Raw genomic sequence first — 19,501 nt, forward strand, 5'->3', positions numbered from 1 at the left:
CCCAGTAACATCCTCTTGCTGGAAATCGGGATTCCAATGTTGCAAACGACAGTTTGGTATACCACTTATTGTTGCGCTCCGATACTCTTCGCGCTGCTGGTGCAGGCCGCCCACACTGCAGAACCTGTCAAGATCACGAACAACCGCGATTTTATCCAGCACCTTTGCTGGTCGCCTGATGGCAAATTATTCGCAATGACCAGGATTCATCAGGGAAAAATGGGCGTCTGGACCATGCGTGCCGATGGCACGGACTGGAAAGTGCTGGTGAAGACCGATCAGCCCACGTTTGATCCCCACTGGTCGCCGGATAGTGGGCAATTACTCTTCGTGTTTGATCGGTTGCAGGGCACGGATGGTAAGTTACAGATTGACCGGATCGATCTGGACGGTGGGAATCAGAAAAATGTGATCCCGCATCAGGCATTTGAAGAATCGCCCCGCTGGTCACCCGATGGCAAATCGCTGCTGTGGGTCAGCACACGCACCAGGAATCAGGAACTGTTTCTGGCGGATGTGGAAGGGAAAAACCCCCGCCAACTGACCAGCGAAGCAGCGATGGATAATAATCCCAGTTGGTCACCAGACGGAAAATCGATAGCGTTTGCAAGTTCACGCAGTGGGCATTTCGATATTTACACGATGCCCACCGAAGGTGGGAAAGCAACGCGTTTGACCAATCTGGCAACCCTCGATTTCTGGCCAGTCTGGTCGCCCAGTGGGAAGCAGATCGCGTTTACATCGAATCGGGATGGTAATTATGAGATTTATCTCATGGATGCGGACGGCAAGAACCCACGAAACGTCTCCAAACATATGAGCAGCGACCATTACCCCACCTGGTCACCGGATGGCAAAAAACTGGCCTACATCTCCAATCGCGATGGTGGCTACAACATCTACATTCAGACGATTGATTGAATACCCATAGTGCCAGCAATCAGATAATGAATGAAATCTCATAAAATAGCCATTTAGTGAATATCTTTGGTGTTTTCTCATCACCAAGATTGCACCATCAGGAAAGATTGACACAATAATCCGATAACAACATCAGGACGAAATTCATGAGTGACACCATCGTTGGGATCGATCTGGGGACCACCAACAGCGAAATTGCCGTCATTGAACGTGGCAAACCCGTATTGATCACTGATGAAAACGATGACCCCATTCTCCCATCGTGCGTGGGAATTACCGAAGATGGCAAACTACTGATTGGCCGCCCTGCACTGAACCAGTATGCACTGGCACCGGAACGCACTATTCGATCGATCAAACGGAAAATGGGCACCGATCAGAAGGTAAAACTTGGTGATACAGAATATCGTCCGGAAGAGATTTCCGCACTGATTCTGCGTGGGTTGAAAGAACGTGCGGAGCGGAAATTAGGCAAAATGGTCTCCAAAGCGGTCATTACCGTGCCCGCGTACTTCAACGATACCCAGCGACAGGCCACCATCGATGCGGGTGCACTTGCGGGCCTCGAAGTGGTGCGGATTCTGAATGAGCCCACCGCAGCATCGCTGGTGTACGAAATCAACCAGAATGCCCAGATGAATGTGCTGGTGTACGACCTGGGGGGCGGCACCTTCGATGTCTCGATCGTTTCAACGGAATCCGGCGTGGTGGAAGTGCTTGCCAGCCATGGCGATACCGCACTCGGTGGGGATGATTTTGATGAACTTTTCATGAATTTGCTCTGCGACCGCTTCCAGGAGGCCCACGAACTGGATTTGCGGCAAAATTCAACCACCAAAGCCCGCGTGCTGCGTGCCGCCGAAAAAGCGAAACGGGAACTTTCCGACCATGCACTGGTGCGGGTGGAAGAAGAATTTATCGCAGAAAAAGATGGCGTGTCGCTGCACATGTCGATGGAAATTACCCGTTCGGAATATGAAGAATTAATTCAGCCGATGCTGGAACGCACCATGGAGTGCGTCAATAAGTCGCTCGAAGATGCCAAATTATCCCCAGAGCAGATTGACCGTGTTGTGCTGGTGGGTGGCAGCACCAGAACTCCAATGGTTGCACAATTATTAGAAGAAAGGTTAAAACGCCCCGCCCGGAAGGACATTAACCCCGATTTGTGTGTCGCGATGGGTGCGGCGGTGCAGGGCGGCATGATTGCTGGTGAAGAAATTGGCAGTGTGCTGGTTGATATCACTCCCCACACGTTGGGTATCAAGATTCTGGACACCGATGCTGGCAATATTTTTCAGGGTGGGTTTGAATTTCGCTTTGCACCCATCATCAAACGAGGCACCCCACTGCCGTGCAGCCGGAGCGAAATCTTCCGCACCGTGCATGATAACCAGAAAGTGGTGGAAATTGACATTTATCAGGGAGAGAGCACCGATACACGTAAAAACCACAAAGTGGGTATGTTTAACGTCGAAGGCCTCTCGGATTCACCCTCAGGCAACATGATTGTGGTGCAGTTGGATCTCAACCTGAACGGCGTGCTGAAAGTTTCTGCTAAGGAGAAGAAAACGGGACTTTCCAAACAGATTACCATCGACAATGCGGTGGATCGACTGGGGGCCTCCGAACGGGATGCCGCCACCAATCGGCTGGAACATTTGTGGCGGGATCAGTTTCCCACAATTGAAGAAGAAATTAATGAGTATGCGGAAGGTGAAAACTCATTAGAAAGAAGTGAATTTAATTCCAGTAGCAGCTTTCCCACTTTGGAAGACGCCCCACCAGAAGGCCAGCGGGAGATTGTGCAGGCACGTTCATTAGTGGAAAAAGCGCAACGATTGCGGGAAAAATGCACGGAAGAGGACCAGGAAGACCTGGATGCAATGATCACCACCGTGGAAAATGCACTGACCGAACGGAACTGGCCCGCACTGAAAAAAGGCTGCGATGAGCTGGCGGATGTCCTTTTCTACCTGGAAGATGCCTGATGAAGATGGGCGAAAATACCGAAATCGTAATTTTTTGCACGAAAAAGTCATTTTCAGTTGCCATAATTCCTGTAGGCAGTAGAGTAATTGCTTCCTAAATTGTGAAGCTCTGGCAGGAGTGAAGATCCGAGGCTGCCATGAAAGTGCGTGCAAGTGTTCGAAAAATGTGCGATAAGTGCAAGCTGATTCGCAGAAAAGGCGTAGTGCGTGTCATCTGCGTCGATCCGCGTCATAAACAGCGCCAAGGTTAAGGAGTCACGGGATGCCCCGTATTCAAGGTGTAGACTTACCGACAAACAAACCAACGCACATTTCATTGCGCTATCTGCGTGGGATTGGTCCCACCACTGCGTTTGAATTGTGCGAGAAAGCGAACATCGATCCTTTTCGCAGTGCGAAAGAGTTGAACGATGACGATATCGCCCGAATTGCCACGATCCTCGATCGTGAATTTCTGGTGGAAGGTGCTTTGCGGCGTACGGAAGCATCCAACATCGATCGGTTGCGACATATCGGCTGCTATCGCGGAATGCGTCACCGCCGTGGTTTGCCGTGCCGTGGTCAGCGAACGAAAACGAACGCACGAACCCGGAAAGGTAAGCGGAAGACGGTTGCAGGTAAGAAGGGTGTTAAAGATCTGAAGTAGTAGTGCACTTGTTGGTCAGGTGTGCGTGCAGCGAATTCATTTATTGGACTGTGTGGCAGTATGGCGAAGCAGAAAAAGCGTAAGATCCGTAAGAATGTGAGCAAAGGTGTTGCCCACATTCTTTCCACGTTTAACAATACGATTGTCACCATCACCGATCCAATGGGCGATGTGTTGTGCACCTCGTCTGCTGGTGCAGTGGGCTTCAAAGGGAGCCGGAAGAGCACCCCGTATGCAGCCCAGCGTGCCGCAGAAAGCTGTGCTGAAAAAGCCGCCAAGTATGGCGTAAAAGATGTCGAAGTAAGAGTCAAAGGCCCTGGGGCTGGTCGTGAATCGGCCATCTCTGCCCTCCATCAGTCTGGCTTGAATGTCAAGCAGATTGAAGATGTGACACCGTTGCCTCATAACGGTTGTCGGCCCCCGAAAAAGCGTCGTGTATAATTTTTTTGGACCTTTAAACCACAGAAACCCAGCCAATGGCCCGGTATACCGATCCTGTTTGTAAACGTTGTCGCCGTGAAGGCACCAAGCTCTATCTGAAGGGTAGCCGCTGCTATTCTCCCAAATGTCCAATGGACCGGGATAATCGCAAAAAGCCACCTGGAATGCACGGTGCGCGCAAATCCAAGCTGAGCGAATATGGTGTTCGCTTACGGGAAAAGCAAAAGCTGAAGTTCTTCTACGGGGTACTGGAACGCCAGTTTCGCCGTTACTTCTCTCTGGCTGCCAAGGCACCCCAGAATACGGGTGAAGAACTGCTGAGCATTCTCGAACGGCGGTTGGATAACGTCATCCACCGTTTGGGCTTCGCACCCTCCCGTAACAGTGCACGCCAATTGGTGAACGCTGGTCACGTGATGGTGAACGGCCATCCTTGCAATATTCCCAGTATGCTCCTGCGTCCTGGTGATACTATCAAGGTGAAGTCACGCGAAAAGAGCCTGAAGCTCGCTCGCGAACTGATGCGGGACGGACCGAAAGAGCGGATTCCGGATTACCTCGAAGTGGTGCCTGGTGAAATCCCAGAAGCCAAAGTAACCCGTGTTCCATCACGTGGTGATGTAGATCCTCGCATCAGCGAAATCCGCGAACAGTTAATTATTGAAATTGCAACAAGATAACCTTCTTTCCGATTTATTGGTCAATCAGTTGTTGGTGCTTCCCCACGTGGGTGGGGTTCACTCTCTGCTGATTGGCCTTTTTTGCTAAATTTTTGGGAGTATTCCATGCGCGTTCAGTGGCGGAATCTCGAATTACCGAATACAGTCACCGCAAGTTCCGACAATACCGAAACTTATGGCAAATTCTTTATTGATCCTTTTGAGCGTGGCCTCGGCACCAGCGTGGGCAACAGTCTTCGCCGTGTGCTGCTCTCTACCCTCGAAGGCAGTGCTGTCACCCGTGTGAAAATCAAAGGGGTGCAGCACGAAATCAGTTCGATTCGTGGTGTGGTTGAAGATGTGACGGAAATTATCCTGAACATCAAGGCACTTGTGGTAAAAAACATCGCCGATGTGCCGAAAACAATTATGATTGAACGGCACACCAAAGGTGTCGTGCGTGCGGCCGATATCCAGCACGATGACACCATCCAGGTCTTCAATCCGGACCATATTATCGCTACTCTGACCGATGATATCCCCTTTGTGGTGGAAATGACCATCGAAAATGGTCGTGGCTACCGCTACGCAGAAGAAAACATTCCCGCCGACCGTGAGATTGGTGTCATCCCAGTCGACAGCAGTTTCTCGCCCGTCATCAATGTGAAGATGGCAATCGAAGAGACCCGCGTCGGCCAGAAAACCAACTATGACCGGCTGATTCTGGAAATCTGGACCAATGGCACTACCACTCCGAACCTGGCGTTGGTGGAAGCTGCCAAGATTCTCCGCAAACACTTGAATCCATTTATCCAGTACACCGAACCTGGTCCCGAAATGCCCATTAACGAGCAACTCGACTTCGGTGGCCATACCCACGATGTGGGCGATGCGGAACTGGAACGGAAGCTCAACATGAGCCTGGCAGAACTGGAACTTTCTGTGCGAGCCACCAACTGTCTCGAATCGGAAAACATCCAGACTGTCCGCCAACTGGTTTCTCGCTCGGAAGACGAACTGCTCGAAGTTCGCAATTTCGGTGATACCACCCTGCGGGAAGTGCGTCTTCGCCTGACCGAACATGGGCTGACCCTGGGGATGCGTCTGCCGGCACCGAAAGCAGCAAAATAACGATTTGTCTCCAACTGAATTGATTTTTCTGTGGCCAGGCAAGCGTGGGGCGTTTCCTCACCTGTATACTGGCTAACCTATAGAAGGATTTGACCAATGCGTCACCGTATCAAAGGGCGGTTGCTGAACCGCAATTCCACGCATCGCAAAGCGATGTTCCGCAATATGATGATGGCTCTCGTGCAGCACGAGCGTATCACCACCACGATTCCCAAAGCCAAAGAACTGCGGCCAATCGTCGAACGGATCATCACCCTGGCCGTACGTGGGGTAAAATCAGGCGACCGCACCAAAGAACTGCATGCTCGCCGACTGATTCTGGCCCGTCTGGGCCCCGTTGCCAAAGCCACCTTCCACGACAACGAAGGCGAGCCGGTGGAAGACAAGGCAGCCAACAACATGCTGAACAAGCTGTTTAAGGTACTTGCACCACGTTTCGCTGATCGTCCAGGTGGTTACACCCGGATCATGAAACTGACCAAACGCCGATTAGGCGACGCGGGCGAAACTGCTATCATTGAACTGCTCAAAGAAGGTGAAGTGAAGGTACAGGCTTCAGAAAAGAAAGCCAAAGCCAGCACACCAGCACCTGCTCCGGCACCCGTCGTAGTGGCTCCCGCACCACAACCAGAGCCAGAAGCTGCTGCACCTGCTTCGGAAGCAACCGAAACCAAGTAAGCCGTTGCCCGCTGGTTGCACTCAACCATTTCTGTACACTATCCTCACTCGGGGTGGTTGCAATTTTGCAAAAATTCACAAAAAAGTTTCCTCTGACGTAACTCCTTTGCATAAAGCATGTTACTCCAATTGAAATTTCAGATTGCTCCCCGCTTTTGAATAAAAATTGCTTCAAGAAAGTGGGTCGTGGTAATATTATATATGAGTGAAAATAATTCCATGCTCATATTGCTCCGCAGTGGGTGATATCGGGTGCGGTGAGATTTCACCACGACGACTTGGTACAATTGATGAAAACTTCTTCATGAAGGTGTGCAATGCTTCGACTCTCCCTTTGGTGTTTCTGCCTGTTCACTTTGCCTCTCCTTGGGGCGGAACGGCCCAATATTGTGCTGATCTATGCCGATGACCTGGGTTATGGTGATCTCAGTTGCTACGGTGCGACTGCGGTCAAAACCCCCAATGTGGATCGCTTAGCCAAAGAAGGTCTGCGATTTACCGATGCCCACAGTCCATCGGCAACCTGCACACCTTCGCGTTATGCCATGCTGACTGGGCAATATGCATGGCGGAAAGCGGGAACCGGCATCCTGCCTGGCACCGCACCGTTGATTATTCCGCAGAACAAAACAAACATGGCAACAATTCTGCAATCGGCTGGTTACACCACCGGCGTGGTGGGGAAATGGCACCTTGGCCTGGGTGATGGCACGCTCGATTGGAACAAGGCAATTCGCCCAGGGCCCAAGCAGATCGGCTTCGATTACCACTTTCTGATCCCTGCCACCGGCGACCGTGTACCGTGCGTCTATGTCGAAAATGAAGCAGTGGCGAACCTGGACAAGAAAGACCCGATTGAAGTGAGTTTCGGCAAGCCCGTGGGCATGGAACCTACGGGCGTGAACAATCCTGACCTGTTAAGAATCAAGCCATCGCACGGGCATAACCAGACGATCATCAACGGAATCAGCCGCATCGGCTATATGTCAGGTGGTAAGTCGGCACGCTGGGTCGATGAAGACATGGCCGATGTCATCACGGGCAAGGCTGTCGATTTCGTTGAGAAGAATCATAAAAAGCCGTTCTTTCTGTTCTTTTCTCTGCACGATATTCATGTGCCACGGACACCACACCGTCGCTTTGTGGGCAATACCACGATGGGCCCACGTGGGGATGTGATTGCCCAGATGGATTGGTGCACTGGCGAAATTCTGCAGGCTCTTGATCGCCTGAAACTGACAGATAATACGCTGGTGATCTTTACCAGCGACAACGGCCCCGTGGTGGATGATGGCTATCAGGATGATGCCGTTGCCAAGCTGGGCAACCATCGACCTGCTGGCCCACTTCGAGGTGGCAAATACAGCAATTTTGAAGGTGGCACACGCGTGCCGATGCTGGTACGCTGGCCGCAAAAAGTGAAGCCGGGCACGTCGGATGCCTTGCTTGCTCAGGTAGATTTTCCCGCTACGCTGGCGGCATTGACCGAGCAGAAAGTAACAGAAGCAGATGCACCAGACAGCTTCAATCTGTTGCCCGCCCTGCTGGGAGAGACAAAGAAAGGCAGAGAACACCTGATTGAACATGCCAGTGTACTGTCGGTACGAATGGGCAACTGGAAAATGATCCCGCCTGGCAAAGGGAAGAAGGTGCTGCCAAATACAGCAATTGAATCCGGACTGGAACCACAGGTGCGGCTATATAATTTGAGCAAAGACCTGGGCGAAACCACGAACGTTGCCAAAGACCACCCACAGGTGGTAGCGGAAATGCAGGCCCTGCTCAAACGCATTCAAACTGCTGGCCGCAGCAGATAGTGCAAGTTGGGGTTTCAATGTTTTTGTTGTCAATTTGTGAACCCTGGCTAGCATTTCCTGCTGGATCTACTGTTCGATGTTTGTGTCGAATATCGACTGATGGATATACACGACATCTGCGGACGATTGTTCAATCAAACGTGGTTTCCAGTAGAGACATATATGCCTCAAGAAGGATTTCGCATGGAAGAAAGTATCGCAAAAATTGTTGAAGAACATGGCTGGTATGTTGCAAGTATCACTGATTGCCCAACACCGTTTATGTATACAGTGGGTCTGATGCATACCTACGATCATCCGGAGTTGATCATGTTTGGACCGGATAGTTCGATGATGTATAGCATTTTCGCAACATTAGTTGTTGAGATATCTGAAGGGACTACATTTACCAATTCTGGAGTTTATTCAGTCAACGTCAACGATTTGCAACATCAAATCGGATTTCGGCATGTAGATCCAACACAGCACCCATTATATCTTGGGGCTGCGATGGGATTTATGAGATACATCAGGCGTTTCGGAGAATTAGAAGCAGTCCAGGCATTCTTGCCTGATCGTGATGGTAAATTTCCGTACGAGGTGGGTTGTGAGTTAAGTGTCTATCAAGCACAACCTCGATTGGATATTGAACTAACACCAGAGGAAATCCGTGCCTGGGAGCGTCAGTGGGAGTAATCGCCCACAGAACTTGCTGTTTATTCTATTTAGAACCAGCTTAGAACATTGCCCCTTCCCGGACACCTTTGGCGGACCTGCTACAATCATCCCTCAGCACCGCAGGTGGGAGGTGGATGATGAAAACGTGGATCGGCATCGTAATTACTTTTCTGTGTGTATCACACGATTGTCTGGCTCAGCCACCAAAATCGGGATGGTACACCAACTGGAATAGTGCGTTGGCAGAGGCAGAACGCACGCAAAAACCACTCCTCGTGGTCATTCGGTGCGAACAATGTGCCGAATTTGGCAAACTCGATGCGGAAATCAACCGCCTGAAAGCCCCACTGGACGTGGTGGCAAACGACTTCATCCTGGTGCGGCTCACTCGAATCGAAAATATTGACCTCAATCTGTTCGATTTTGACTACGATCTGACGTGGGTGGGTCTGTTGATGAATGCCCAGCAACAGATCTACGCCCGTTATGGCAGCAGATCGCCCGAGGATGCCACCAGCAACAGCAGTGTTGCAGGGCTGGCCAACACGATGAAAACGGTGAAAACGTGGCACGACCAACAGAAAAAGCAACCCCCAGGTGCCAGTAAGAAAGCGTTTACAATCCGTGATTTTCAATCCGCCACCAAGCTGGGCCGTGGGTGCCTGCACTGCCACCAGATTGCAGAATGTGCCCGCAAAGATCGCCAGGAGGCTGGCACCTGGCAACGTTCCGATGCATGGATTTACCCACCTGAAGAAACAGTGGGGCTGACAACGTCAATCGATGAAGGAAATCTCATCAAAGCAGTCGCACCCAAGTCGGCTGCGGCACAGGCTGGCCTTCAGGTGGGGGATCGTTTGACCACATTAGGCACCACAGCGATAGCTTCCAGCAGCGACATTCAATTTGCACTGAACAAGATGCCGTTTGCAGGTGGGAAACTTCCTGCCACCATTAAGCGGGCCGGAAAAGAGATTGAAGTCAGCCTCATGCTTCCAGAGGGCTGGAAAAAAACGGACCAGACCTGGCGGCCATCGATGCTGAATCTTCTGCCCAATCTGCATGCCACTGGCACCGAACTGAGTGCAGATGACCGCAAGTTGTTAAAGATCCCTAGTGAAGTGGCTGCGTTTCGACAGGACAAGTTTGTCCACTCCACACTTCGGAGCGCAGGAATCCTGAAAGACGACATCTACCTCGGGATCAATGGCAAAACGGTCGCTGGCACCAAAGAGGATTTTTTGAAAGCGGTCCGAAGCCAGTTTCTGGTGGGTGAAAAAATCACCCTGACAATCATCCGAGATGGGGAGGAACAAAACCTGGAAATCACGCTGAAATAACAGCCGATTCCGCTTCTGAGATTTTCTTCATATTTTTTGCGGCCCGACCTTCCACCTGATATAGGTATTGTGCAATAAACATCGTGGTAATGGCACCGAACGTGTGCCACACCCAGTGCGTGCCCATGGGTAAAGGGGGTGGTTCTGCGTAGTCGGCAATGCGTGCAAACCAGCCAATCACGAACGCCGCTAATGCAGATACAATCCAGCGCCAGCCAAAAAAGCTGGTTTTGATCAGTGTCAGCAGAATTGGGATCAGAATCGCCAGCGCCAGAAGCGCATAAGAAAGATTGATCGCCCACGGGCGGGGTAATTGCCAGTGGCCCAGCATCTGCATGAAAAACACGACGGCAATCATCCCCAACAGGTGATACCAGCGTGGAGCAAGCTTCACCCACATGAAAATGGAAACTGCCAGCCCCAGCAGGTTAATTGGCACCACATCCATCAGAAAATAGGCATAATGGCTGCGGGTGCCATGGTAAATGGTGCCACCGATGCCACCCACAAGCAGAATGGGCATGCACACCGTGAGAAAGGGGAACTGGCGAAACCGGCCCCAGATCCGCACCACCCAGAAGATGACGATCAGCACAAACAGGGCAGCAGAAACGGCATTCCACGGTTCTGCGATCCCACGAAAGCTGGTCAGGTCTTCCGGGGTCTCCACATAATAAGGCCCCCAGTCTGGTGCACGCATTTCGGAGCGGGCGATAGCAAACATCGGCATGATTTCGATCTCGTAAACGACCTTATCTTAGCTGGAAATCGGCACTGGGAACCAGATGTGCACGAATCAGGATATTTTGTTCCAAGATCTGTGGTGTGAAAGGTGGCATTCTGGCCTTCCACGATAATTCCAATCCAGACCACCCGCAGTGCGGCAAGTAGTCGACACCCACGTTCGCAAACTGGGCTGGCTCTACCACGCATACGCAGGCTTCCTTGAAGTTCTTCAACTCGGGTAAGTTGCTCTGCAGACCTCATAGATACTGAAATTTTAGGTTGCATAAGATAAAACTTCTGAAATCAAAATTCCAGAGGATAATGTTAACAAAATGATAAGGACTAATAGAGTAAAAAAATAATAGAATTTCCAAGATAATTCCATGGAAAATAAAGGATGAGGGGTAGATTGTTGTTGCAATTTTGCGATTCTTTTTCCATCATACAGATAATACAAAAGCAAACTTAGCGAACCCAAGCAGATGCCAATAACGCAGTATGTCGCGCCATTTGAAACTTCATTATTCATTATTTTACGATCGAATCATTGGGTCTGAAAATACAAAAACTTCGCCCTGAAACTCCAGAATTGCACTGAGTTACTTCAGATTCATCAATCAAGGATTGTGACGCAATTTATTAATCCAGAATTGTCTTGGAGTTAATTTCCAATACGTATCAATGATGTCATAACTAGTGCTTTTAAATTGGATGGTGCACATCAATCCAGTTCCTTTCCCATGCTTCAGTTCCATCGCAAGACTTGCAGCCATTAAGGAATCATTTGGATTCGCACCATCAACGATACGAATCAGCAAGTCTAATGTTTGAGCAGGTTTATCTTTGTACAGTCTACTTACTCCGTCCGGAACAAGCAACACGCGATCTGTAATATCGTCATCCGGCGTATGCTCGGCTGGGCTTTGTCCATATACAGTTTTGCGTAGAAGATCTTTCTCTTGTTCAGTTAAAGGTTGTAAATTTTCCTTGCTGTTTAGGATGGTATTCCCTGAAAGTTGTTCCTCAGAAAGAGCATCGAGAATATACTTTGGAATAATTACTTCGTTTGGCAAATAGCGATAATAGTATTCAGTATCTCCCATGTGTTTGATTAAATAAATTTCAATAATATTTGATTCGCAGCTTGTTATCCAATACTCAATATTATCCAGGGAAGTATCAAGTAAAACTTTGTACGTTGAATAATCACCATTCTTAGAACAGTTTTCCCCTTTTTTGTCTCTTAAACTGTCTGGCCATACGCTAGAAAATTTCAATAATTTAACAAAAAAATTCAAGGTGTCTTTATCATCTCTGTCGAGCAGAAGTTTATCTTTGCTATCATATACTTTTACGCGGGAACTTACAATGCTATTACTTTGATGAAATTCGGCAAACCGTTTATAGTTGGGCGTTTCGCAACCCATTGGCAACAGAAGTAGCAGAACAACAACAAAAGATAATGGAAACAGTACAATTAATGACTTTTGAATGAAAGTGATCATAACTATTACTCCGAAATCTCGATTGCACCTTTTAGGTAAGAACTGAACACGTGTTAGAACTTACCAGTTCGCCAATCGCTAATACCTATGCGTTTATCCAGCACGTTGTACCAGTAGGTTAAGGTCTTGCCAAACAGCCCCAACAGGGTACTCACCCGGCCCATTTCATTGTACGTGAAGGTGTAGGTACCTGTACTACTGGAGGCTGCCTCCTGCAATATGTCATCATACCACAGATAATCGTGTTCCTCGACGGTGCTGGCGCCAGAATCTTTCCGAGTTTGGTTTCTGTCAACACCGCATTTCCAATGAAGATCAATTACTTGAAAAATTGGATAATTTCCTTGAAGCCCCAAACAAAAGACAACGGCAGCACTATCTGAATGAACAGCGATGGAAAAGCAAGCAGATGCGGCCGAACTGTTTCACCAAGGTAGATTTTGCGCGAAAGAAGTGCAATTCCTATTGCCGTGATAGGGCCAGCAAAGAAGATGTAAAAGAATACGGGGCAAAAAAATATCTCACCGGCAATCCGGTGTTCGCTTTTGACAAACTTCCGAATGATCAGCAAGTAAATAGCACATACAAACAGTCCCAACAACCCATACAGTATGGACCATACAGACTGACTGAACACCGTTCGATGCAGGAATTGATCGATTCGCTTTGAAGTTGCATTGGCAACGTTCAGGGCTGAACTCCCACATTTCTGAAGCAGACCAACAATTCTTGATCCAGCAATCCAGTTTTTCACGTGGTTCAAATATTCACATATTCGTTCGAATGTTTTGTTCATTCGATCTGGTCCGTGGGTCTTCACAACTGGTAAGTTTGACCACCTATTCCGATGTTTATTCCCCAATTGACCTGAAACTGGCTGCCAAATCTCAAAAAATGAAAAATCTTTCACCTTTTCCGGTTTTTCTCTGGTCCGATTGATCTATCTGTGGTATTCGCGCCAACCGTTACAACCCTAACTATCCCACTTCCTTTCAGGGCGTGCGTGCAGTTTACACCGATTGTTCCGTTTGACACGGTGCACATGGCACTTTAGGGTTCAGCAGTCGTCGGTAAAGTCGATACATTCGGTTTGCTGCATGCAAACTGCATGATTCTTCTAATCGATGTGATAATTCTGGCTGATACAGCCCAGAATATTGTGCTGGCTGATTTTGTCGTTCGGTTCCGGTCTTTCGGCAAAATCCTGACGTTGTGCAGAGGTTACCATGTCGTTTGTTCGTCTTCATCTGGATGCTTTTGAAGCAAAGGATCTGCCTTCCAGCGGTTTGGCAAGTTTCGATGATCTGCAGGTAAATACCAGCCAATATTCCGAAGATCAAATCCTGGTGAAGTTTGAAGATAACCAGACGGTTGCCCACCGCTGGGTACAATCGTGGGAACATCTGGGAAATGGACTATATTTAGGTGATCTTCGTAGCGGTGTTGACGCAGAAACTGCCGTTGCCACCCTTGCCCAGATACCCCAGATTGAATTTGCCCAACTCGATTACGTGGTACAGATCAACCGCACCCCAAATGATACCAACACTGCCCTGGAGTGGGATCCAATAACACTGGTCAGAATGGTGGCACCCGCAATGCAGATATCAGTGCCAATCAGGCCTGGGATATCGGCGTTGGTACCCGCAACACGATCGTTGCCTTGATTGATACCGGCGTCGATTACAACCACCAGGACCTGGCAGCCAACATCTGGTACAACACTGGCGAAATTGCAGGAAACGGCATCGACGATGATGGCAATGGCTATATCGACGATTACCACGGGTATAACTTTGTCGCCAACAACGGCAATCCAATGGATGATAACGGCCATGGCACCCACGTGGCCGGAATTGTTGGTGCGGTGGGCAATAACGGGATCGGTGTCAGTGGTGTGAACTGGAACACCAGACTTATGGTGCTGAAGTTCATGGATTCCACCGGTAACGGCCTGCTAAGCAATGCAGTGCGTGCGATGTACTATGCAGTGGGCAATGGTGCGCAAATCATCAACAACAGTTGGAGCAGCACCACCTACGACCAGGCAATGGCGACAGCGATCTCCTATGCTCAGCAGCAGGGTGTGATTGTGGTGGCAGCCTCTGGTAATACTTCTTCCAACAACGATGCCAGCCCTAGCTATCCCGCTTCGTACAACTACAGCAACGTCGTTACCGTTGCTGCCACCGATAATACGGATCAACTGGCTTCTTTTTCCAACTATGGTGTTCAATCGATCGATATTGCAGCACCTGGCCAGCGGATTCTCAGCACCTTACCCAATAACCGCTACGGGTGGTACAGTGGTACATCGATGGCCGCACCACAGGTATCTGGTGCGATGGCATTAATCTGGGATAAATACCCCACCTGGACTGCACAGCAGGTTATCAATGCGGTGCTGAATAATGCCGATCGCTTGAATCAGTTGACCAACTACGTAAACCAGGGCCGTCGCCTGAATGTGGGTGCGGCGATGCAAAGCGGGCAAACCAGCACGCCCACCACGCCGACAACACCAACGACTCCCACGACACCGAGTACTCCAAGTACGCCCACCACGCCAAGCGATGGCAGTTATCCGTATGTGACTGATATGTTCCTGACGAACAATGGGACACAAGTCACCAGTGCCACGGTAATTTTCTCCGAACCGATCAATCCAGCGAGCTTCACAACGGCCGATCTGGCATTTACTGGCCCAAACGGCAACACGATTGCGATTTCCCGCATTTCTGCCGTCGGTGGGACAAATAATACCCGCTTCTACATTACTTTTGCCGCCCAGAGTGCCCCAGGTACATACCAACTTCAGGTGGGGCCGAACATTACCGATGTCAGCGGAAATCTGCTTGATCAGAACCGCAACGGAATCGGTGGACAAAGCAGTGATGTTCGCACGGTCACTTCCACCATCCGTGGGAGTTCCACAACACCGAGCACCCCCACCACACCCACAACACCAAGCACACCAACAACACCAAGCACACCAAGCAGTGGGCAGGGAACCTATACCTCCAATACCCGCGTCAATCTGATCGATCAGGGAACTGTCAGTTCCAGTATTACGATTTCCGACCGGTTTAATATCTCCGACCTGAACGTGCGGGTGAATATCAACCACACCTACACGGCGGATTTGCGAATCTGGCTGGTGGCACCTGATGGCACGCAGGTGGTGCTGTTTAACCGTCGGGGTGGCAGTGGGGATAATCTGACCAACACTGTTTTCGACGATGAAGCCAGCACCGGCATTTATAATGGAGCCGCACCGTTCAGTGGCAGTTTTCGACCAGAATACGCTTTAAAATCGTTCGATGGTTTGAGCATTCAAGGCACCTGGACCCTTTACGTGCAGGATACTTCCCGCCTGGACACAGGTGCGTTGAATAACTGGAGCCTGATTGCCCAAGGTGGTGCGTCGAGCCAATCAACTACCGAATCGCCCGAAGTTCTTGTAGAGGAAGCGGTTCCGTCGAATACCGCATCTGCCTTTCGTAGATTCGTGGGCCAACTGGCCACCCGCCTGCGTGGGAATTGATTATTGCTGATGTGCAATATTATAACATGCCAATAAAGAAGGCGAATCTCAAATCCTTTTACCCACGGTCTCAGCGAATCAGTTTAGACTTGAGTTCACTGATCATTTGATCCAATTCATCAAGGGGTTTCACCTGCAATTCGTCTTCAGGGGTGAGTGGCAAGCGAAGAACTTCTTCTAAAGTTTGAATTTGGCCGATCCGTAAACCGAGTACTTTCCCTTCATCTCGGCCCCGTTTTTCGCCGATTTTAATCCCTTCTTGTTTCGCAATTCTTTCAAATGAAGTTACGTATGGCATTTGATTCTCCATCAATAAGTCAAACCGGACTTTGTTAAAATCTTCTTCCAGTTCATCTGGTAATTTTAGCAGCCAATCGAGCAGGCGCATGATTTCCCAGACCTCATCGGACGATAATTTTCGCTGGATCATTTGCCGTAGTAAGCGGCATTTGTCCTGAAAGCGTAATTGCGCGTTACCGTGGGTGATCAAACTTTGAATACTGGCAGCAACAATCAGCCCTACAGGACTGCGGTGGGCGGTTAACTCATCCAGTCGATCGGCGTAATCGAGCAATTTGACCAGATTGAACTCAAAGTACGAACGGGTGCCACATACTGAAACGTCATACGGTTCAGAACGCCAGCGTGGGTCATCGTCGGCCAGAATGGCAAAACTGCATACGTTTTTCCCATATTTTTGGCGTATTCGGCAGTAGTAGTCGAACATTCTCTCCGGAAACCGGTCGTCCCGCTGTGCCTGCACTTCGAAGTGAATGAACAGCACAATGGTTTCCGTGGGTGATAAATGGCTTCCCACTTCGAAGAGGGCATCAGCACGCACCATGCCAGCATCGGAATCGGGCAGCAAGGTGCGTAATTCGGTGTCGAGCGAACGAAATCCTTTCGCCCAGTCGAACGTGGGATACCACTGGGGAAAGAGAATCTCAAAAATATCCGGCAGGAAGTTTTCCAGCGTCTCTTTCCAGGGAGAATCAAATTCGCGGGTCATCGGTGGGGCCTGTGGAACGGAGGTTTCAAAATATTCTTGCAGATGTGGGCTTCGGATCAAACGAAATCCGCCCCTTAATATTATGATAGCATTATCATAAATTAGCAATTTTTCATTTGATCAGCGATTGGGACTCACAGAAAACTCGCCTTGTGCGATTCTCCCACGTGCGTTAACTTGTGCAGATTATTATGGTTGATTTGCGTGAATTTGCAGACGAATTGCCAGAATTCACCCAGGATAGGACATCCAGACATGCACAAACACTTTCTTTTCGCAACGCTCGTCGCCTGTTTCACCCTGGGAGGTGCGTCCGCCCAGCCAATTTTCTCAGGCGGCGTTACTGGCCACTGGAACTTTGCTGTCGGTGGGGAGTTTGTTGATGGATTCGGCACCCCATCACTTACCTTTGCCGAATTCGGATTATTAGAATTCACTCCTGCAAATTCAGTTACTGCTGGACCTCAGCCATTTCTGATTGGCAAGGTTCAATTCAATTCGGGACTGGGAATACCATCGGAAGCCAGACTGTCAATAGGGCTTTCGGTGATCAGTAACGAAACGGGCACTGTATGGTTCTGCCCCAAAGTAGAGCTGTTTCCCTTTGAAGAACCAGGTCTGATCCAGGGAAATGCGATTTTTTCGCCCGATCAAACCTGGACCAGCCGAGTGGATGGTCAGGCTTATGAACTGGCTTTCCTTGGTTTGACCGATGGTGCCACGCTGGATGATTCGTTGCGGCCGATTCTGCAGCACGTGCAGGGCGATGACCCCGCAGTGGGATATCTGTGGGCCACACTGAATGATGGTAATCTGGCAAAGTCGTCCAATTATCTCGGGTGCTACGACTGTGGGGAACCACCGGTAGAAAATCCTGACCCCCACCTGGCGTGCCAGAACCAAGCAGTTGGCTAATGGCAATCGTGGGACTGATCAGTGCGGGCATTTCCCTGCGTTGGTATCGAAACGAAAAAATGGCCCCTGAAGTGCACTAACAGCAATTTCTCATGAAAATCTCATTCTTCCTGCTCTGTTCTCTCATTTTTCTGCCCACGTACGTGGGGGCACAGCCGAATCTGGACCCAGTTCAGCCGAAAGATGGTAATCCCGCACCGAACGGGCCGGTTTCTGTGACCGATCAGGTCAGTGACGATGACATTCGAACCCGCATTGTGGAGATTCTGGAAGCCACCGGATACTACACCCGCGTGGATGTTTCCGTCAAAAAAGGGGTAGTGTTTTTGAAAGGCGAGACCACTTCGGAGGTGCGTCGCACGTGGGCGGGGGATACCGCTTCCAAAGTGGAAGGAGTGGTAGCCGTCTTCAACGGGCTGAAAGCAGATGAGCCGATTGTTGATTTTCGCCCCACCATCAATGGATTGCTCTCACTGGGCAGTCAGTTTCTGGAATTGGTGCCATTATTGCTGCTGAGCCTGGTGATCCTCTTTTTTTGCTGGATTATTGCCAAATGGACCACGCGGTTGGTGCAGTATCTGTTCTGGCCCCACATTTCCAATCCTCTATTACGTGGGGTGATCCACCGCACCAGCAGTATGGTGATCTTTCTGGTGGGCTTGTATCTGATTCTGTCGATTGCCGGATTAACCCGCCTGGCGGGTACGGTGATTGGTGGTACCGGGCTGGTGGGCCTGATTCTTGGGATCGCGTTCCGCGATATTACTGAAAACTTCCTATCCAGCCTGTTTCTGAGTTTTCAACAACCGTTTCAGGCGGGGGATCTGATTGAACTGGCAGGAACCACTGGCTATGTGCAACGGATGACTTACCGCGTTACCATCCTGATGTCGCTGGATGGCAACCATATCCAGGTGCCGAATGCCACGGTATTCAAATCGAAAATTATCAACTACACCAGTAACCCGAATCGCCGTGTCGACTTTCTGATTGCGATATCTTACACCGATTCGGTGGCAAAAGCCCAAGATCTGGCCCTGCAGATTCTGACAGAACACCCAGCGGTGCTAAAAGATCCCGAACCACTGATTCTGGTGGAAGATTTTGGCAATATGTCGATCAGTTTGCGCATCTACTTCTGGGTCAATGGTTTAACGCACAGTCAGGGGAAGGTGCGGTCTTCGGTGATGCGATTGATCAAACAATCGTTTCAGGGTCATGGGATGATCCACCCGGATATGACCAGCTTTCTGAATATTTTTGGGCATCCAGCGGAAATTCCTCAAACCACTCCGGAAAAGCCCCGCCGTGCCACAGAAGAAATCGTGCTGCCACCGGAAGCACCGGAAACTGTTGCCGAAGGTGGGTTTTCCAGCGAGGATAGTGCGATTAATACCCAAGCCAGCCATTCCCGCACGCCAGAGCCCGGCACGAACTTGCTGGAAGACCAACCAGTTTCCAAATGATTGATTACTTCGTCTGGCACCCACGTGGGCTACAATCAAATAATCGTACAGGCAT

Annotated in this window: 18 protein-coding genes and 1 pseudogene; 15 read left to right on the forward strand and 4 right to left on the reverse strand. The window is 49.8% G+C overall.

From position 1 onward, the window contains the following. The first annotated feature begins 36 nt into the window (after nucleotides 1-36). From R3B84_03690 to R3B84_03740, 11 genes and pseudogenes are all read left to right on the forward strand, one after another. Nucleotides 37-921, forward strand: coding sequence for a hypothetical protein (locus R3B84_03690; protein ID MEZ6139653.1), 885 nt, complete (start codon nucleotides 37-39; stop codon nucleotides 919-921). A 146-nt stretch (nucleotides 922-1,067) separates the two neighbouring features. Next, nucleotides 1,068-2,912: an Hsp70 family protein gene (locus R3B84_03695; GenBank protein MEZ6139654.1), complete on the forward strand. Its 1,845-nt coding sequence runs from the start codon at nucleotides 1,068-1,070 to the stop codon at nucleotides 2,910-2,912. 137 nt (nucleotides 2,913-3,049) lie between these two features. After that, nucleotides 3,050-3,163: a 50S ribosomal protein L36 gene (rpmJ, locus tag R3B84_03700; protein MEZ6139655.1), complete on the forward strand. Its 114-nt coding sequence runs from the start codon at nucleotides 3,050-3,052 to the stop codon at nucleotides 3,161-3,163. An 11-nt stretch (nucleotides 3,164-3,174) separates the two neighbouring features. Beyond that, complete coding sequence (gene rpsM / locus R3B84_03705) at nucleotides 3,175-3,558, forward strand: 30S ribosomal protein S13 (protein MEZ6139656.1); 384 nt, start codon at nucleotides 3,175-3,177, stop codon at nucleotides 3,556-3,558. 60 nt (nucleotides 3,559-3,618) lie between these two features. After that, nucleotides 3,619-3,999 carry a 30S ribosomal protein S11 gene (rpsK, locus tag R3B84_03710; protein ID MEZ6139657.1) on the forward strand — a complete coding sequence of 127 codons (381 nt, stop codon included), beginning with the start codon at nucleotides 3,619-3,621 and terminating at the stop codon, nucleotides 3,997-3,999. Nucleotides 4,000-4,034: 35 nt separating this feature from the next. After that, entirely contained in the window at nucleotides 4,035-4,679 is a 645-nt protein-coding gene (gene rpsD / locus R3B84_03715) for a 30S ribosomal protein S4 (GenBank protein ID MEZ6139658.1), read from the forward strand. Nucleotides 4,680-4,784: 105 nt separating this feature from the next. Next, the gene (locus tag R3B84_03720; protein ID MEZ6139659.1) at nucleotides 4,785-5,789 is read left to right on the forward strand and encodes a DNA-directed RNA polymerase subunit alpha; all 1,005 of its coding nucleotides are present in this window, start codon (nucleotides 4,785-4,787) and stop codon (nucleotides 5,787-5,789) included. 96 nt (nucleotides 5,790-5,885) lie between these two features. Further along, nucleotides 5,886-6,317: pseudogene (gene rplQ / locus R3B84_03725) on the forward strand (50S ribosomal protein L17). Nucleotides 6,318-6,784: 467 nt separating this feature from the next. Further along, entirely contained in the window at nucleotides 6,785-8,284 is a 1,500-nt protein-coding gene (locus R3B84_03730) for an arylsulfatase (GenBank protein ID MEZ6139660.1), read from the forward strand. Nucleotides 8,285-8,383: 99 nt separating this feature from the next. After that, nucleotides 8,384-8,959: a DUF4262 domain-containing protein gene (locus R3B84_03735; GenBank protein ID MEZ6139661.1), complete on the forward strand. Its 576-nt coding sequence runs from the start codon at nucleotides 8,384-8,386 to the stop codon at nucleotides 8,957-8,959. A 116-nt stretch (nucleotides 8,960-9,075) separates the two neighbouring features. Then, the gene (locus R3B84_03740) at nucleotides 9,076-10,281 is read left to right on the forward strand and encodes a Trx7/PDZ domain-containing (seleno)protein (GenBank protein MEZ6139662.1); all 1,206 of its coding nucleotides are present in this window, start codon (nucleotides 9,076-9,078) and stop codon (nucleotides 10,279-10,281) included. On the opposite strand, the gene R3B84_03745 is transcribed toward R3B84_03740, so the two are convergent. From R3B84_03745 to R3B84_03755, 3 genes are all read right to left on the reverse strand, one after another. Further along, nucleotides 10,268-11,011, reverse strand: a complete 744-nt coding sequence (locus R3B84_03745; protein ID MEZ6139663.1) for a hypothetical protein — start codon at nucleotides 11,009-11,011, stop codon at nucleotides 10,268-10,270. The genes R3B84_03740 and R3B84_03745 overlap by 14 nt on opposite strands. A gap of 613 nt (nucleotides 11,012-11,624) precedes the next feature. Then, nucleotides 11,625-12,512, reverse strand: coding sequence for a hypothetical protein (locus tag R3B84_03750; GenBank protein ID MEZ6139664.1), 888 nt, complete (start codon nucleotides 12,510-12,512; stop codon nucleotides 11,625-11,627). Between the two features lie 319 nt (nucleotides 12,513-12,831). Further along, the gene (locus R3B84_03755) at nucleotides 12,832-13,266 is read right to left on the reverse strand and encodes a hypothetical protein (GenBank protein MEZ6139665.1); all 435 of its coding nucleotides are present in this window, start codon (nucleotides 13,264-13,266) and stop codon (nucleotides 12,832-12,834) included. Nucleotides 13,267-13,738: 472 nt separating this feature from the next. Here R3B84_03755 and R3B84_03760 point away from each other — a divergent pair, with 472 nt between their 5' ends. After that, on the forward strand, nucleotides 13,739-14,179 hold the full coding sequence (locus R3B84_03760; protein MEZ6139666.1) for a hypothetical protein: 441 nt from the start codon (nucleotides 13,739-13,741) through the stop codon (nucleotides 14,177-14,179). Further along, nucleotides 14,071-16,056, forward strand: coding sequence for a S8 family serine peptidase (locus R3B84_03765; GenBank protein ID MEZ6139667.1), 1,986 nt, complete (start codon nucleotides 14,071-14,073; stop codon nucleotides 16,054-16,056). Before R3B84_03760 ends, R3B84_03765 begins: the two co-directional genes overlap by 109 nt. 70 nt (nucleotides 16,057-16,126) lie before the next feature. Here the strand turns inward: R3B84_03765 and R3B84_03770 are convergent, their stop codons facing one another. After that, on the reverse strand, nucleotides 16,127-17,125 hold the full coding sequence (locus R3B84_03770; protein ID MEZ6139668.1) for a hypothetical protein: 999 nt from the start codon (nucleotides 17,123-17,125) through the stop codon (nucleotides 16,127-16,129). A 195-nt stretch (nucleotides 17,126-17,320) separates the two neighbouring features. Here R3B84_03770 and R3B84_03775 point away from each other — a divergent pair, with 195 nt between their 5' ends. After that, nucleotides 17,321-17,980, forward strand: coding sequence for a hypothetical protein (locus tag R3B84_03775; protein ID MEZ6139669.1), 660 nt, complete (start codon nucleotides 17,321-17,323; stop codon nucleotides 17,978-17,980). Between the two features lie 92 nt (nucleotides 17,981-18,072). Continuing rightward, a complete protein-coding gene (locus R3B84_03780; GenBank protein ID MEZ6139670.1) occupies nucleotides 18,073-19,446 on the forward strand; it encodes a mechanosensitive ion channel family protein in 1,374 nt (457 codons plus the stop codon). The last annotated feature ends 55 nt before the right edge of the window (nucleotides 19,447-19,501 follow it).

Source organism: Zavarzinella sp. (genome assembly GCA_041399155.1).
Classification (GTDB): Bacteria; Planctomycetota; Planctomycetia; order Gemmatales; family Gemmataceae; genus JAWKTI01.

Excerpts from the sequence above, each read along its gene's own strand:
- R3B84_03690 (MEZ6139653.1), top strand. The coding sequence starts at position 37 with ATGTTGCAAACGACAGTTTGGTATACCACTTATTGTTGCGCTCCGATA.
- R3B84_03695 (MEZ6139654.1), top strand. The coding sequence starts at position 1,068 with ATGAGTGACACCATCGTTGGGATCGATCTGGGGACCACCAACAGCGAA.
- rpmJ (MEZ6139655.1), top strand. The coding sequence starts at position 3,050 with ATGAAAGTGCGTGCAAGTGTTCGAAAAATGTGCGATAAGTGCAAGCTG.
- rpsM (MEZ6139656.1), top strand. The coding sequence starts at position 3,175 with ATGCCCCGTATTCAAGGTGTAGACTTACCGACAAACAAACCAACGCAC.
- rpsK (MEZ6139657.1), top strand. The coding sequence starts at position 3,619 with ATGGCGAAGCAGAAAAAGCGTAAGATCCGTAAGAATGTGAGCAAAGGT.
- rpsD (MEZ6139658.1), top strand. The coding sequence starts at position 4,035 with ATGGCCCGGTATACCGATCCTGTTTGTAAACGTTGTCGCCGTGAAGGC.
- R3B84_03720 (MEZ6139659.1), top strand. The coding sequence starts at position 4,785 with ATGCGCGTTCAGTGGCGGAATCTCGAATTACCGAATACAGTCACCGCA.
- R3B84_03730 (MEZ6139660.1), top strand. The coding sequence starts at position 6,785 with ATGCTTCGACTCTCCCTTTGGTGTTTCTGCCTGTTCACTTTGCCTCTC.
- R3B84_03735 (MEZ6139661.1), top strand. The coding sequence starts at position 8,384 with ATGGATATACACGACATCTGCGGACGATTGTTCAATCAAACGTGGTTT.
- R3B84_03740 (MEZ6139662.1), top strand. The coding sequence starts at position 9,076 with ATGATGAAAACGTGGATCGGCATCGTAATTACTTTTCTGTGTGTATCA.
- R3B84_03745 (MEZ6139663.1), bottom strand. The coding sequence starts at position 11,011 with ATGCCGATGTTTGCTATCGCCCGCTCCGAAATGCGTGCACCAGACTGG.
- R3B84_03750 (MEZ6139664.1), bottom strand. The coding sequence starts at position 12,512 with ATGATCACTTTCATTCAAAAGTCATTAATTGTACTGTTTCCATTATCT.
- R3B84_03760 (MEZ6139666.1), top strand. The coding sequence starts at position 13,739 with ATGTCGTTTGTTCGTCTTCATCTGGATGCTTTTGAAGCAAAGGATCTG.
- R3B84_03775 (MEZ6139669.1), top strand. The coding sequence starts at position 17,321 with ATGCACAAACACTTTCTTTTCGCAACGCTCGTCGCCTGTTTCACCCTG.
- R3B84_03780 (MEZ6139670.1), top strand. The coding sequence starts at position 18,073 with ATGAAAATCTCATTCTTCCTGCTCTGTTCTCTCATTTTTCTGCCCACG.